The organism is Streptomyces sp. YS-3 (genome assembly GCF_045257485.1).
Taxonomy (GTDB): domain Bacteria; phylum Actinomycetota; class Actinomycetes; order Streptomycetales; family Streptomycetaceae; genus Streptomyces.
The window spans coordinates 1-13,721 of record NZ_JBJHPC010000142.1; the positions used below are offsets into that span (position 1 = coordinate 1).

Consider the following 13,721-nt stretch of genomic DNA (forward strand, 5'->3'; position numbering starts at 1 on the left):
GGCGGGAAGGGCGAGTGAAGATCGGGGCGGGCTCCGGAGTGCCATGCCCGGGGCTTCGACCCCCCACGGCTTCGCCGCGCCACACCTGGGCCTGTCACCACCGGTCCGCCACTGCCCGGGTGACTTCGCTGTCGTACTGGTCGGCATCAAAGCAGAGCGTCGGCGGGCGCGTGCGACCGAGGGGCACCTGCCAGTGGGACCACACGACGATACTGCCGTGGCGCTGGAGGAACACCGACAGGTAGCCGCAGCACCCTCCTGTGCACTGCGGCTCGCCCAGCACCACCCGTCGTCCCTGTGGGGTGGCCCAAAGGGGGCTGCGGCCGTCGGTGGGCAGCGCTTGCTCGGCAAACGGACCGCGCCCTCCCTCGCCGACCGCCTCTGCCACCGTGTCCGCGCCATCGACCGAGAACCGCAGTTGGGCAGGCCATCTGGCTCCCGGGGGCAAGACGCTGAGCTCAAGCCGATGGAACATCCGAGCAGCCTACGTGCGGGGAGAGCCGCCCCATGGGTTAGGAGGCGAGTTTCAGACGGGGCCCTGCCGGCCGCGAGCCCCGACTCCGCGTCCGTATCTCCGTATCAGTGCATCGCCACCAGGACGGGCTCGAAGTGGTGGTTGGTCTTGCAGCCGAGGTTCTTGTAGGTGTTGACCTTGGTCTCCGGGTCGGTCCTCAGCAGCCGGTACTTGCAGGCGCTCTTGATGTAATTTCCCTGGATTCCACCGGGGAAGTCGATCTCCTTGTTCCAGAGGTACGGGGACTCGTAGCCGTTGAGGTGGGCGGTGGCGTTGACGTCGATTCCGCCGGGGGCCGCGATCTCGTAGACCCACCCGGTCTTTCCCCCGCCGTACGTGGCGAACTTCTGGGCCACCCACTTCTCGCAACTGGCGCTGAGGTGCGCGGTGTTCTGGCCTCCGCCCTTGACGATGTACTCGGCCAGCGGAGTGACCGTCTCGCCGCGCGGGGTGAAGCCGTCGTCGAAGAGTTGCTGCACGTTGTCCCGGGTGTCGCCCCGCCACAGTGTGTTGGCGTCGCGGCGCCACTGCCAGTTCTCGTCTTCCGCGGCATGCCGGATGGCCGGGGCGATGGACGGGGAGGTGGTGGTGTGCCACCAGTCCGACGCGTGGAAGCGGCCGACCGGTCCGCAGGGCCCTGTGTCGGGCGCTTGGGGCTTCAGCGTGGTGGGGCGGTGCACGGTCGCGTCGGCAGGGGCGGCGACGGTCAGCGAGGCGACGGCGAGCGATGCGGAGGCGAGGACGCGCAGAGCGGCCTTGAGCATGGTGAGGACCCATCGGTTGCTCAATATGACAAGGCCCATCTATAGCGAGCACGGATCATGGGCGGGCCGGGGTGACCGCGCGATCACCCTCACGGGGGAAGTGGTCATACCGGCACCCAGCCACCCAGCCACCCGGTCCTGGAAGTGTGGCGCCCAACACCATGGCGGGCGAGGCCTTGTCATGGTGAGATCACCAGATGCTCGGTTTCCTCCTCCGTCTCCTGCCGTTCTGGGTCCGCGAGCCCTTGCTCATCGCGATCGGGTCGGTTCTCGGCGTACGCCTCGTGTACCTCGCCTTCCACGACCATGACCAAGTCATGGCGGGCATCGGTGCGGTGTTCCTCGTCTTCACCGCGATACGTGTCCACATGGTGCTGCGTGCCGTGCGCGCCCTGCGTGCCTTGCGCGCACGCCGCGATCCGAGCCCGGCGGTTGCCGCAGAGGAGGAGAAGCCGGCGGTTATCGCCCCCCAAGTCCAGGCCGACTCCGGGCAGCTTCCCGACCCTGGCACTCCCGAGAAGGAGAAGGAGCCCCACGTGTGGGGCCAGGCCGTCGCCGCAGTGGCCGTCGTCGGGGCGCTCGTGGCCGCGGTATGGGTGGTTCCCCGCGTGCTGCCGTCCTCCGACGACAGCAGGTCGCAGCCCGCCTCGTGCCCGGCCGGGGAACACAAGGAGCTGCCGAAGGCCTACCAGGCGACGCCCCGGGCCGCGACCGGCGACGAGCTGTGCAAGGCGCTCAACCGGCCTGACCTGGCTCAGATGCTCGGCAAGTCCGGAGAGATCGCAACCACGGTCTCCGGTACCAACAACACCGCTCCTCTGACGGACGAGAAGATCGCCCTCCCGGAGGCGGAGGTCAGGTTCGCCACGTACACCGTGCATCTTTCGGCCACGTACAACGAGCTGTCGTTGGCGCAGTACAGGAAGTTCATGAAGTTCGGCAATGAGAGGGACATCAAGGCACTGACGGTTCTCGGGCGGCCCGCGGTCCTTTCCTCGGATCACACCATGGCGATCAAGGTCAATCTCGGGGGCGGCTCCGGTGGCCAGGTCGGTGAGGGGCCCCTGGCCAGGACGCTGCTCGTGGCCCTGGACCGGGGGGACCGGGGCGGCTACTACGAGGTGACCGTGTGGAGTACGTCCGGCGCCCTCCCGGACGACAGTGTTCTCGTCGGCATCGCGGAGAAGGTTCTTCCGACGATCCCCGAACGGGCGGCTGCCCGGTGAGACCTGCCTGCCGTGGCGGCGTGAACGATGGGCGGGGCCGCGCCCCGGCGAAACCCTCGCTCAGGAGACGAATTCGTCGGACAGCTTGCAGCCGGTGACCAGGGCGGGGGCCGTGGCGCTGTCGCCGGTGGCCCGGTGGTGGGGATTGCAGTTGAGGACCAGGAGCAGCGAGCCGCCGAGCTGGCGTACGGTCCTGTCGTTCGGGGCGATCACGGCGAAGTCCTTGCCGACCGCGAAGCCGCCTTTGCCTCCCGCGTTCGGCGTGGACTTCATGCGCTTGGCGATGTCGGCGCGGTAGGCGGCCTGGAACTTCTTCATACCGGCCCCGGGACCGGTCCAGAACACGCGGATCCAGCCGCCGTGGCCGTCGTCGCACGTCCCACGGAACCGGACGCCCCACTTCTTCTCGTCGAACTCCTCGTCCATCGGGTAGTAGCGGTCGTCGGAGGGGTCGATGCTGTAGCGCTTGCAGGTGGTGAACCGCTGTACGTACTCGCCGGCGGCCATGACCGCGCCCGCCTCGGGAAGGTTGTCCAGCATGAACCGCTGACGCGTGGTCAGCCCGTCGGCTCCGACCGCGCCCCCGGTGCCGCCGTTCCGGCCGGCTCCGGCCTCGTCGGCGGGTGGGGCCGCGGACGGGGCCGTGCCCGCGTCGGTTGAACCCGGGGGCGTGGCCGGTCCGCCAGTGCCGCGCGATCCGCCGGTCGCAGCGGCGGAGGCGGAGGCGTCACCGGGGGCCGCCCCCTCGCGCGTCTCCTTCGTCTCGCACCCGCTCAACGCCATGCCCAGCACACTGATGGTTGCCACGACCGCCGACATCCGTACCGCACGCATCACTACACCCCGTCGGATTGCTCTTGGAGCACGCGACCTTAGGGCATGGACATGCCGAAGATCAAAAGCGGTTGCCCGACGCCGTCCATCTGGTCTGGCCATCGCGGTCACCGCATATTGTCCGTCCATCACACGGTGGCCGAAAGCGAGTGCCGGGTACCTCAACTACCCACCCTGCCAACAAAGTTCCCCGGTTTCCCTGGGAACGCATCCGCGCGATCCGCGCTCTTACAGGGCGTACACCCTAAAGGTAACGAAAGGGGAAGACATGTACGTATCTGCCATGCGCAAGGCGGTCGCCGCCGGAGCGGTCGCGGCACTTGCCGGAACGGGGATCCTGCTCGGCGCCAGCGCGGCTTCGGCGGTACCCGCGGCGGCACCCGCGACGGCGACCGTTACCGCCATTCCGCAGAGCCCCGCTCCCGCACCCGCGCCTGCCCCGGCGGCCGGGCCCACGGGCAGGGTCATCGCCAACGGCGGTCTGTGGGTCCACCAGGATGCGACCACCGCGTCCAAGCGGCTCAACCTGCTGCCCGAAGGCACCGTGACCGCCTTGCAGTGCAAGAAGAACAGCCAGAACGTGGACGGCAACCGGATCTGGTACAAGCTCGGCGCGGGCAAGCCCGGCTGGGTCACCGCTCGCTACGTGAAGAACCTCGCCCCGGTGCCGTACTGCAAGTGATCTGATCCGGCGTCAATGGGCGTCTGCTCCGGCGGGGTCGGAACAGACGCCCATCCCGCTTCGGCGCCGAATGCGGGAAGCGATGGCCGCTGTGGTGCGTTGTCGGAGAGACTCATGGCGTGTCTGACAACGCACTGCTCGTCGCCGGCCTCACGGGTATCACCGCGATCGCGGCCAGCTCACTGGCAAGCTGGCTGACCAGCAGGGGCAATGCCCACGCCGCCCGGGTCCAGGTCAGTGCCACCACCGAAGCGCAACGTCGGGAAAGTCTGCGCCAGACCCGACGGGCCGCCTATCTGGAACTCATCGACTGGGCGCACGCCGTTGCCGACGGGCTGCGGGGAGTCGACGGCCTCTCCGCCGCCGAGTACGAAGCCGCCCTGGCCGCTCACCGCGAACGGCATCAGCACTTACGGCGTGCGGTCACGCTGATCGGCCTGGAAGGCCCCTCCAGCGTCGACGTCGCGGCATCACACCTGTTGATCATGTCGGGCATGCTCGGTACCGCACTGGCCGCCGCGGCCGAGAACGTCAGCCGGGACAACCGGCGCGAGTTCCAGGATGCCCTGCGCGCGTATATACGCCTGATCAGGCCGGTCGTGGACGCCGCTGCCGCGGCGCTCAACGAGGCGTAGGTGCGCTGGCGTTGAGGGGGTGCGGCAGTTGAGACCGCACCCCTTCATAGTGCCCGCACTCCTTCAACGAGCCCGTACCCCTCGTACGGTCAGCTCAGGACTGCCACATGAGCCAGGGGTCGTCACGGCAGTCCTGTTGCAGCACCGGCTCGTTGTCGCGCGAACCCGCACGGGAGCCGGCGCACTTGCCGCTGTTGACGTTGACCAACTGCCAGGCCCGGAACGCACTGCGGTAGCGCAGCGTCCAGAACTGGTCGGGGAACAGGCCCTGCCGGTCGCCGCACAGGTAGTGGGTCACGGGGACGTCATTGTCGACCCTGGCGCCCTCGACGGACAGACACAGGCCGCTGGACCGGTTGCGTATGGAGTAGACGGCGGGCGGCCCGGCCGCCTCCCGGGTGAGATGCCACTGCTGTTCGGGGTTCTCACCGCAGCCGGTCTGGACCATACCGGCCGCCGGCCCCTGGCTTTGGGGCGAGACGGACAGGCACAGATGGCTGCCCGCGTTCGCCAGCCGGAACAGGCCGTTCGGGGCGTCGGGAACCTCCGGCGTCTGCGCGGGCGGCGACGTCGAGTTGCTGGGAGCGGGCACGACCGGGACCTTTGGGGAGGGCGGTGCCAGGAACCCGCCTCCCGGGGCGGGCACTGTCGGGGCCACCGGAGGCGACGCCTTCGGTGGGTTCTGGCTCACGGAGGACGGGCTCACGGGGGAGGGGCTGGCCGGCGGCGTGGTGACCGGAGGCGCAGACCGTGCCGTGTCGCCCGGGGACGGCAGGTACTGCACCCGGTACGGCTGGACGTCCCGGGAGATCGGCGCGGGCGCGGCAGGCCGCTCCCGTCCCACGACGACCACGGCCGTCGCCGCCGACACCGCGACGGCCAGGACGGTGAACACGGCGAGGACGGCGGCCACCCCGAGGGAGGAACGGACCGGCCTGCGGTGCGGCTCGACGACCGCGATAAGCCCGGTCGTCGCACCCGTCACCGCGGGCGTCGGCGGGAAGATGCCGTACGGCAGAGGCGGCAAGGCCGTGTGGGCGATCACCTGCGCCACAGAAGGGCGGTCGGTCCGCTCCAGAACAACGCCCCTCAACGGCTCGTCCGTTGTGGTCCGGTGCTCCTGCCACAGGCGCTCCACCTCATGCCCGGTGTGAGCCAGGGCGTCGGCCGTCCGCGCCAGCGCCAGCACCAGGTCGGTGCCCGCCGTCAGCGAGGTCGTGGACCCGGTCGGCAGGGCGGCGCGGTTCTCCGCCCGCGCCCGCCCGAGGATCTGCCGGGCGCCGTCATGAAGGAACCGCACGATTTCCAACTGCCGCAGCGCCCGGTCCACCAGGCCGTCCGCCGCCGGGTCGGAGTGAGCGTCGGCCTCCGGCGCTGCGGACGGTGACGGTGTCGTCGGTGCCGACGTATCGGCTCTCCCGCGTTCGCTCGGCCGCTGCTCCGGATCCGGTACGGCGGCCCGGAAGACCTCGTTGTTCCCCAGCAGTGCGCTCAGCAGGGCGAGGAGGCTCCGTACGAGCCCTTCGGCCTCCGCGAGGTCGGCCTCGGCGCGCCGCAGCGCCTCGTCGAGTTTCAGGTCCGGACCAGCTTCGGCCTCCGCGACGAGAGCCGCCTCGTGCAGCCGGTGCGCCCGCTGGAGCAGCGTCTGGCGTCCGCGGGGGTCGCGTACACGGTCTCGTACCACGGAGTTGAGCCGGCCGAGAGGTATGACCCGGGCGCCGCTGCGGTAGTCGCTCCACGTCGTCTTGCTGCCGCCGTACCGCTCCGCGAGCTCACGGACCGTCAGCTCAGCTGTCAGTTCCCCCAGAAATCCGGCCAAAGCATCGGCCGCTCGCGTCGCGCCCTTCAGCGCCCCTTGTGGTCGTCCTTTTCTACGCATGGTCGTCCCCCCAGTCGTCCGCGGACAATCCCCCGTTGTCCGGCCCGTTGACGCGGGCTGACCTGCGCGGATCGCATCGGGGCCACGCGGTCAACTCCACTCCCCGGCAGTGTCGGGCCGCGGAACGCCACCAGGGAACACCCGTTCCCCGATGCCGTCCAGCGCACGGCCTGCCGTTGTCTCGATTGCACCAGACAATCGGCGCGCGTGCGACCCACTCGTCATCGGTTCGCCGGTCCGACGCCCGCGGGCACGGATGGCCGGCCAACGCGAGCCGTCCGTTCCGCCAGACCGACGGCCCTCGCACAGGCCCAGGCCCAGGCGCAGGCACAGACGCAGCCAGAGGACGGCCGCACCGGGCGCGCGCTCACCAGCTGCCTCCCCATCGGCTGATGACGGTCCGGACCGGCCGGTGTCGCCGGAGGCGTGTCGGACATCTGTCGGCGTCGGCCGAGCTCTGTAGGCGGTGTGTCGGTGGAGCTTGCGACCTTGGTCGGGACGGTGCTCCCCACGAGCACACGTTTCCCCGAGAGCAAGGAGCCCGTCCTCATGCTTCCCGCACCCCAGAGCCGGCCGTGGGACGTTCACCGGCCGCCGTCCGCCGAGGGCAGCACAGTCCTGGTGACCGGAGGCAACGCCGGGATCGGCTACTTCGTCGCGGAGCAGCTCGCCGCCACCGGAGCCGTCGTCGTCCTTGGCAGCCGGGACGCCGCGAAGGCCGACGCCGCCATGGCCTCCATCCACGCGCGCGTCCGAGGTGCTCGCGTACGGCACCTTCAACTGGACCTCGCCGACCTGTCCTCCCTCAAGACCGCCGTGGACGCGCTGGACCTCGACCATCTCGACGCGGTGGTCCACAACGCCGGGGTCGCGCTCGACGATCCGCCGCGGCGGGAGACCGGCGACGGTCACGAGTTGATGTTCGCCACCAACCACCTCGGCCACTTCGCGCTCACCCGGTGGCTGGCCCCCCTGCTGTCCGCGGCGCCGGAAGGCCGCATCGTGACGGTGGGAAGCTTCGCCGCGCGGTCCGAGCGACTGGACTTGGGTGATCTGCAGTCGAGACAGGACTACCGGCCCAAGCGCACCTACGGCCGGTCGAAGCTGGCGCAGATGAGCTTCGGTTTCGAGCTGGACCGCCGTCTGCGCGCCGCCGGCAGCACGGTACTCAGTGTGGTGGCCCACCCCGGCGGTGCGCTGGACGCCCTCACGCCGTCGCGCCCACCGGTACACGTGACGACCTCCGCGAAGCGACTACGGGCCGTGCCTGCGGGGCTCGTGGTGCAGGGTAAGGATGCCGGAGCCTGGCCCGTCGTCCGTGCAGTCCTCGACTCGGAGGTGGCGGGAGGGCAGTTGTGGGGACCGAGGGTCTTCGGGCTGCGTGGCTCACCACGGCGAGAGCCCGTCCCCTCGCATATGACCGACCGGACCGTCGCGGCCCGTCTGTGGGACGCCAGCTGCGAGCTGACCGACATCGATCCGCACCTCGGCTTCCGCCTCCGGTAGACGCGGAATCCCATGGCCGGATTGTCCTGGGGGACTCTCACCCCCGGGGTGGGTCAGGGTCCCGCATCCCCTTCGGGGGTCGGGTCCTCCTCGCCCGTGATGCGGGCCAGGAGCGTACGGGCCTCCCGGATGCGCGGGTGGACCGGGTGCAGAGCCTGCTCACAGGCGAGCACGGCCCGGCGAGCGGCGTCTTCCGCCTCCTGGTCCCGGCCGAGATGGTGCAGGGAAGTGGCGATGAGGATGTCCAGGGCGCCGCTGGAGACCCGGGTTCCGGCCACAGGCAGCTGGTGTGCCTCGGTCAGGGCTTCCTCGTAGCGGCCCTGACCGTTGAGGCTGCACACCAGAGGGCGACCGAGCGCGGCTGCTGCGAGGCCGTCCGCCAGCGGCAGATTGCCGCGAGCGATGGCCTCCGCTTCCTCGTGGCGGCCCTGACCGTTCAGCGCCGCTGCCAGCTTGGTCAGTGTGAAGAGTTCGGTCTCCCACACCTGCGTGAGGTGTGCGAGGCGGGCGGCAGCGCGAAGGATGTCCCGCGCCTCGGACTCGGCTTCTTCGTACCGCTCCTGCTGGAGAAGGATCTCCACGTGGTGCGCCCGGACGGCCAGCAGGACCGTCCGCAGAGTCGGGCCGGCGTCCGACGACCGCGTCATCTCGGTGATCAGGGCTTCCATCTCGGGCAGCACTTCCTGGCCGCGCCCGTGAGCGGCGGCGGCGGTCACCGCCACCGCCTTGGCCAGCCATGCCGAGAGCTCGGAATCCGCGCCTCGGACGGGCGACATCGTGGCGAGGAACCGTCCGCCCTCCTCGGCCTGCTCGAACTCTCCCGCCGCGAGTAGTTGGTGGGCCCGCTCCAGCACCGCGCTCTGGGCCGGCGCCAGTTGCCCCTTGGTCGGCCTGTGCCGCAGACGGTCCCACTCCGCTCGTATCCCTCTCACACCGAGTGAGGCTACGCGACGGGGGCACCGCCACGACAAAAACATCATCTTCCGGCGGCCTGAGAGGCGGCCCGAGAGGGTGGGCCCGCCGTGCGCCTTGAACGCGTCACTCCGGTACGGGACCCGCGATGCGTTCGATACGTGGCTGGGCGACCCGGGCGTAATCCTCCCCGGAGATGACCAGCGATCGGTCGAGGCGAGCGGCGTTGAAGTAGAGGCGGGGCAGGGCGGTGACACCGGGGTCCGCGATGAGTTCGAGTTCCGGGTGGAAGCTGAAGGGCAGGACGGTGCCGGGGACGGCGTGTGCCAGTCGCTCGGCCGTGGCCGCGTCAGAGAAACCGACGTAGCGGGCCGCGAACAGCGTGCGGACGGCGTTGAGGTCCACGCGCCGGTCACCGGGGACGACCGCGAGTACGTAACGGGTGATCCGCCGGTCGATCTTGACGATGAGGATCAGGCATTTCGCCGCTTCCGACACCGGGTGTCCGCGCAGCGCGCTGACCGTTTCGGTCGTGCCCTCCGGTTTGTGGTCAATGATTTTGTACACGGTCGCCGTGCTGTCGAGCAGGTCGATCAGGCGCTGGTAGGTGCCGCTGTCCGACATGGTGACTCCTCCTGTTGGGTGGTGCGGTGGGTGCGTTCGATGCTCTGTCCCCAGTACGTTCCGGTGACCATGAGCGCCGCCCCGAGACCGGCGAGGGCGGTGAACTTCTCACCACCGAGGCCGATGCCGACCGCGACGGCCCAGACCGGTTCGGTGCCCAGGAGCAGACTGGCCCGGCTCGCGGAGCTGTTCTGTACCGCCCAGGTCTGGGCGAGGAAGGCGAACACGCTGCAGAACAGGGCCAGATAGGCAAGCTGGCCCCAGACCGCCGCATCGACCTGCGTCAGTTTCGGCAGGCCGCTGGTGGCCGGCACGGCCAGCAGCACCGAGCCGAGAATCGTCTGGACGGCCGTCAGTTGCAGGGGCCGCACGACGCGCCCCTTCGTCAGGTGCCCCACGAGCGCGACGTGCACGGCGCGCACCACCGCGGCGGCGAGCATCAGCAGGTCGCCGATGCGGAGCGAGTGAAAGCCGCTGCCCGACATGAGCAGGATGACGGCCAGCAGGCACACACCGGTGGCGGCGAAGAAGCGCGGGGGCAGTGCGCCGTTGCCGGCCGTGCGGTCCATCAGTGGGGTGAGCACGATGGTGAGGCTGATGATCAGGCCGGCGTTGGCCGCGCTGGTGTGCGCGACCCCGTATGTCTCGAGAACGAGGACAGCCGCCTGGGTGACCCCCAGGAAGGATCCGACACGCACTTCGTCGCGCGTGTAGCGCCGCTCCTGCCGGACGGCGACGAGGGCGAGGCAGGCGAACCCGGACAGGGCATACCGGGCGAACAGCACCACCAGGACGGGCAGGGCATAGGTGGCCGTCTTCGCGGCCAGATAGCTGGAGCCCCAGACGATGGCGACAAGCAGAAGCACTGCGTCAGTGCGGCGGGTGTGGAACACCCCCCTACGCTGCATTGCTTCCACCGTGAAGCCAAGGGCGTACTTCTTAAGAGATCTTGAAGGATCCCTACACTGTGAGGGTGAACGAACGACAGTTGCAGATCTTGCGGGAGCTCGGCGAACTGGGAAGCGTCACCGCGACCGCCGAGGCGCTGTTGATGACTCCCTCGGCGGTCTCCCAGCAGCTACGACTGCTGCAACGCTCGATCCCCGTCCCCCTCACCGAGCGCGAGGGGCGGCGGCTGGTGCTCACCGATGCCGGGAACGCCCTGGCCGGTGCGGCCATCGAGGTGGAGACCGCGCTGGCCCGGGCCCGGCACACCATCGAGGAATTCATCGACCAGCCGGACGCGGGGGTGTCGGTGGCGGCCTTCCACAGTGCGGCCTCCGCGTTCTTCCCCCTGCTGCTGCACGGCCGGACCGGCTCTGGACGCCCGCCGCTCTCGCTCGCCGACGAGGACGTCGCGCAGGACCACTTCCCGCGACTGACCCGCCACTACGATCTCGTACTCGCCCACCGCCTCGACCAGGCGCCACCCTGGCCCGCCACGGTCACCGCCAGTACGTTGCTGCGCGAACCGCTCGACGTCGCCCTGCCGGCCGACCACCCCCTCGCTAGCAAACGACGCCTCACCCCGCGCGACGTCGCCGACCAACCGTGGATCACCGTTCACGACGGCTTCCCGCTGATGGCGACCATCGACGCCATTGCGACCGCCGCGAACCGGCGGCTCGACATCGTCCATCGCATCAACGAGTTCACCGTCGTCGCCGAAGTCGTAGCGGCCGGAGGCGGTCTGGCCCTGATGCCACGCTGGACCACACGCCCGCACCCCGCACTGGTTTTCCGACCACTCAGCGGTGTACACACCCGACGCCACATCGATGTGCTCCACCGCCCCGAACGCTCCGCGCGACGAGCCGTACGGATGGTGCTCGACGATCTCCACCGTGCAGCCGCGACGATCCAGAGCCGAGACGCGGACGCGGGTTCCGGTGCGCAACGGGCACGGGCTTGAGGGGGAGGAGCTCGCTGAGTGGACAAGATCAAGATGGCGATTTCCGGCCCCTGGGGCGGGCAGCCAGCACGGGATGGCCATGCTGGCTGCCCTCGTCACCCCCCTGACTCGTCATTCCCCCAGCACCGCTCGCGCCCGGTCCACGACCCTGGACGCGGCGGACCGTTCGGCGCCGAGGCGACTCCTGTCGTGTTCGATCGCCGTTTCCTGGTAGGCCGCCTCGACCGCGAACCACTCGCGGACTACCCCGGAAGACCGGTTGCACCGTACCTCCGCGACGGCCTGCGCCCGCTCCGCCGACGCGTTGGGCAGCGCCTTGGCGGGCGTGTCCACGGGGGAGGAGAGGTGGTATCCGTACGCACTCATGCACGACGACCACCTGGCCACCGCCGCGACGACACGTGGGTCCTTGGCCGACGCGTCCCACGTCCTGCGCTGCAACTCCATGGCGATCGGCGTCTCGCGCGCCCGGGAGACGTCGCCGAGTTGCTGTACGGCCCAGCCCACACAGCCTCGTGGCTGCTGCCCCCCGGTGGACGCGCCGTCGTAGATCCGGCGCTGTGCCGTCGTCAGCTTCGGCGCGGCGGGTGGCGCGGCATTTCTGGACGGAGGGAGCCCGTATCCGTACTGCGAGGCCTGTTCCAGGTCGGTCAGGCCGTACCGCCGCTCCAGGACGTTCTTCAGGGGCGGCCGTACGTGCGGCAGCGGACTCACCGGCGCACCTCGCTCGCGCATACAGCGTTCCACCAGTCGCTCGTACGCCCTGTTCACGTCGTCACGCTGCTGGTAGCTGAGCAGATACGCCTGTACGGGCAGTTCCGCCGGCCGCCTGTTGCCGGCTGCCTGCGAACCGCCGGCAGTCGCCACGTATCCCGCCGCGCCGCCGACCGTCACACACACGGCGACAGCACACGCCATGGTCACGGTTCGTGTGGTCACGGCCCGAACAGCACTGACGCGTCTTCGTTCTTCGTGTTCGGCAGACCGCTGAGGAAGTTGGTGGGAACGAAGTCGCTGGGTCCCTTGTAGTCGAACCTGAAGAACACGGTGGCGGCGTAGAAGTCGTTCGTGTTGCGCGCCGATCCCGCGTTGTTCCAGACGCTCTGCCCGATGCCGTTGCAGTTCGTACCGCAGGCGTTGAACACGGTGTTCGACAGGTTGGGGATGTTCCCGCCGATCCTGACGAACGCTCCGCCCCCGCCCGAGTTGTAGTAGAGACAGAACCACCCGCCGACGCAACTGTCCGCGCTCGCCGGGGAGGCCGCTGCCATGGAGCCTGCCGTGAGGCTCAGCGCGGCCAGTGCCGTGAGTATGAGACCTCGTCTGCGCATCTTTGCTCCTCGGTCGGTCGTGAAACGGGACGGGGCCGTGGCCGTGATGGTGCCTGTGGCTGCACTTGCCCCTGCGAGAAGTCTGCGTTCGCTTGCCCGTCCACGTCATTGACCTTCGGCGCGGTCATCGTTGATTCTGCGCGCAGCGATGGTTGCTGACTGAAGGCGGCGGCCTGGTGCGCGCCATGCACAGGCGCGCCTGCCCGTCAGCGGAGAGAGTGGGTCAGGAAAGGGTGCCCAGCACCGGCGCGCCGTAGGCCGCTGCCATGGGAGAGTTGCCCGTGGTGACGAAATCGCGGATGCCCGTCAGATAGGCGGCGCGGTCGACGAGCCCGTCCCCGTCCACATCCAGAGCGTCGAACGCGGCGTCGACGTCGATTTCGGCGTTGCCCGCCGCCGTACGCAGGCGGGTGAACTCGGCACGGTTCAGACACCCGTCGGCGTCGGTGTCGGCGATGTCGAACAGCGAGCCCAGAGCGCGCCGACAGGAGCGTTCGAAGGTCTCGTGCCCGACCCATGTGCGGTATTCCTCGAACGTGACGCGTCCGTCGTGATCGGAGTCCATGTCCTCGAAGACTGCCTCATGTGCCGTCCGGGATTCGGTGACGACAGGGTGGTGGGCGTCGCGGCCCATGGCGGCTGCCACGCGGTCGACCCGCGCGAGATATTCCGCGCGGGTGATCACGCCGTCGCCGTCCACGTCCAGCATGGCGAAGATGCGGTGTTGCGGAGAGTCGGACACGGTACTGCCTCCTGCTGCCTCTACGACGGTCCGGGCAGCTGACTGGCCGCCCTGTCGCTGCCTACCCTTTCGCCGCACGTCCTGGACGGCGGCGGGGCCGTACGGGTAGCGAGGTTTCGTTTCTGCTTGGGCCGTGTGGGTGAACCGGTGGGTGCGGAGC

Annotated in this window: 14 protein-coding genes; 5 read left to right on the top strand and 9 right to left on the bottom strand. The window is 69.6% G+C overall.

The features are described from left to right. Positions 1 to 579: 579 nt before the first annotated feature. A complete protein-coding gene (locus ACJA3G_RS14565) occupies positions 580 to 1,302 on the bottom strand; it encodes a hypothetical protein (RefSeq protein ID WP_406553389.1) in 723 nt (240 codons plus the stop codon). Between the two features lie 173 nt (positions 1,303 to 1,475). Here ACJA3G_RS14565 and ACJA3G_RS14570 point away from each other — a divergent pair, with 173 nt between their 5' ends. After that, positions 1,476 to 2,504, top strand: coding sequence for a DUF6215 domain-containing protein (locus ACJA3G_RS14570; RefSeq protein ID WP_406553390.1), 1,029 nt, complete (start codon positions 1,476 to 1,478; stop codon positions 2,502 to 2,504). Positions 2,505 to 2,564: 60 nt separating this feature from the next. Here the strand turns inward: ACJA3G_RS14570 and ACJA3G_RS14575 are convergent, their stop codons facing one another. Continuing rightward, a complete protein-coding gene (locus ACJA3G_RS14575; protein WP_406553391.1) occupies positions 2,565 to 3,311 on the bottom strand; it encodes a hypothetical protein in 747 nt (248 codons plus the stop codon). A gap of 295 nt (positions 3,312 to 3,606) precedes the next feature. Between ACJA3G_RS14575 and ACJA3G_RS14580 the strand changes: the two genes are divergently transcribed. Together ACJA3G_RS14580 and ACJA3G_RS14585 are read left to right on the top strand one after the other, a co-directional pair. Beyond that, on the top strand, positions 3,607 to 4,020 hold the full coding sequence (locus tag ACJA3G_RS14580; RefSeq protein WP_406553392.1) for a hypothetical protein: 414 nt from the start codon (positions 3,607 to 3,609) through the stop codon (positions 4,018 to 4,020). 119 nt (positions 4,021 to 4,139) lie between these two features. Beyond that, the gene (locus ACJA3G_RS14585) at positions 4,140 to 4,655 is read left to right on the top strand and encodes a hypothetical protein (protein ID WP_406553393.1); all 516 of its coding nucleotides are present in this window, start codon (positions 4,140 to 4,142) and stop codon (positions 4,653 to 4,655) included. A gap of 94 nt (positions 4,656 to 4,749) precedes the next feature. Here the strand turns inward: ACJA3G_RS14585 and ACJA3G_RS14590 are convergent, their stop codons facing one another. Continuing rightward, a complete protein-coding gene (locus tag ACJA3G_RS14590) occupies positions 4,750 to 6,534 on the bottom strand; it encodes an RICIN domain-containing protein (protein ID WP_406553394.1) in 1,785 nt (594 codons plus the stop codon). Positions 6,535 to 7,083: 549 nt separating this feature from the next. Here ACJA3G_RS14590 and ACJA3G_RS14595 point away from each other — a divergent pair. Further along, a complete protein-coding gene (locus ACJA3G_RS14595) occupies positions 7,084 to 8,040 on the top strand; it encodes an SDR family NAD(P)-dependent oxidoreductase (RefSeq protein WP_406553395.1) in 957 nt (318 codons plus the stop codon). 53 nt (positions 8,041 to 8,093) lie between these two features. On the opposite strand, the gene ACJA3G_RS14600 is transcribed toward ACJA3G_RS14595, so the two are convergent. The 3 genes from ACJA3G_RS14600 to ACJA3G_RS14610 all read right to left on the bottom strand — a co-directional run bounded on the left by ACJA3G_RS14600 (position 8,094) and on the right by ACJA3G_RS14610 (position 10,469). Then, on the bottom strand, positions 8,094 to 8,972 hold the full coding sequence (locus tag ACJA3G_RS14600) for a hypothetical protein (protein ID WP_406553396.1): 879 nt from the start codon (positions 8,970 to 8,972) through the stop codon (positions 8,094 to 8,096). 106 nt (positions 8,973 to 9,078) lie between these two features. After that, positions 9,079 to 9,576: a YbaK/EbsC family protein gene (locus ACJA3G_RS14605; protein ID WP_406553397.1), complete on the bottom strand. Its 498-nt coding sequence runs from the start codon at positions 9,574 to 9,576 to the stop codon at positions 9,079 to 9,081. Further along, positions 9,546 to 10,469: a DMT family transporter gene (locus tag ACJA3G_RS14610; RefSeq protein ID WP_406553398.1), complete on the bottom strand. Its 924-nt coding sequence runs from the start codon at positions 10,467 to 10,469 to the stop codon at positions 9,546 to 9,548. Before ACJA3G_RS14610 ends, ACJA3G_RS14605 begins: the two co-directional genes overlap by 31 nt. A gap of 80 nt (positions 10,470 to 10,549) precedes the next feature. On the opposite strand from ACJA3G_RS14610, the gene ACJA3G_RS14615 reads away from it, so the two are divergent. After that, positions 10,550 to 11,488: a LysR family transcriptional regulator gene (locus ACJA3G_RS14615; protein WP_406553399.1), complete on the top strand. Its 939-nt coding sequence runs from the start codon at positions 10,550 to 10,552 to the stop codon at positions 11,486 to 11,488. A gap of 111 nt (positions 11,489 to 11,599) precedes the next feature. On the opposite strand, the gene ACJA3G_RS14620 is transcribed toward ACJA3G_RS14615, so the two are convergent. From ACJA3G_RS14620 to ACJA3G_RS14630, 3 genes are all read right to left on the bottom strand, one after another. Continuing rightward, entirely contained in the window at positions 11,600 to 12,427 is an 828-nt protein-coding gene (locus ACJA3G_RS14620) for a hypothetical protein (protein WP_406553400.1), read from the bottom strand. After that, positions 12,424 to 12,819: a peptidase inhibitor family I36 protein gene (locus tag ACJA3G_RS14625; RefSeq protein WP_406553401.1), complete on the bottom strand. Its 396-nt coding sequence runs from the start codon at positions 12,817 to 12,819 to the stop codon at positions 12,424 to 12,426. Before ACJA3G_RS14625 ends, ACJA3G_RS14620 begins: the two co-directional genes overlap by 4 nt. Before the next feature lie 223 nt (positions 12,820 to 13,042). Continuing rightward, positions 13,043 to 13,561, bottom strand: coding sequence for an EF-hand domain-containing protein (locus ACJA3G_RS14630; protein WP_406553402.1), 519 nt, complete (start codon positions 13,559 to 13,561; stop codon positions 13,043 to 13,045). Between the last annotated feature and the right edge of the window lie 160 nt (positions 13,562 to 13,721).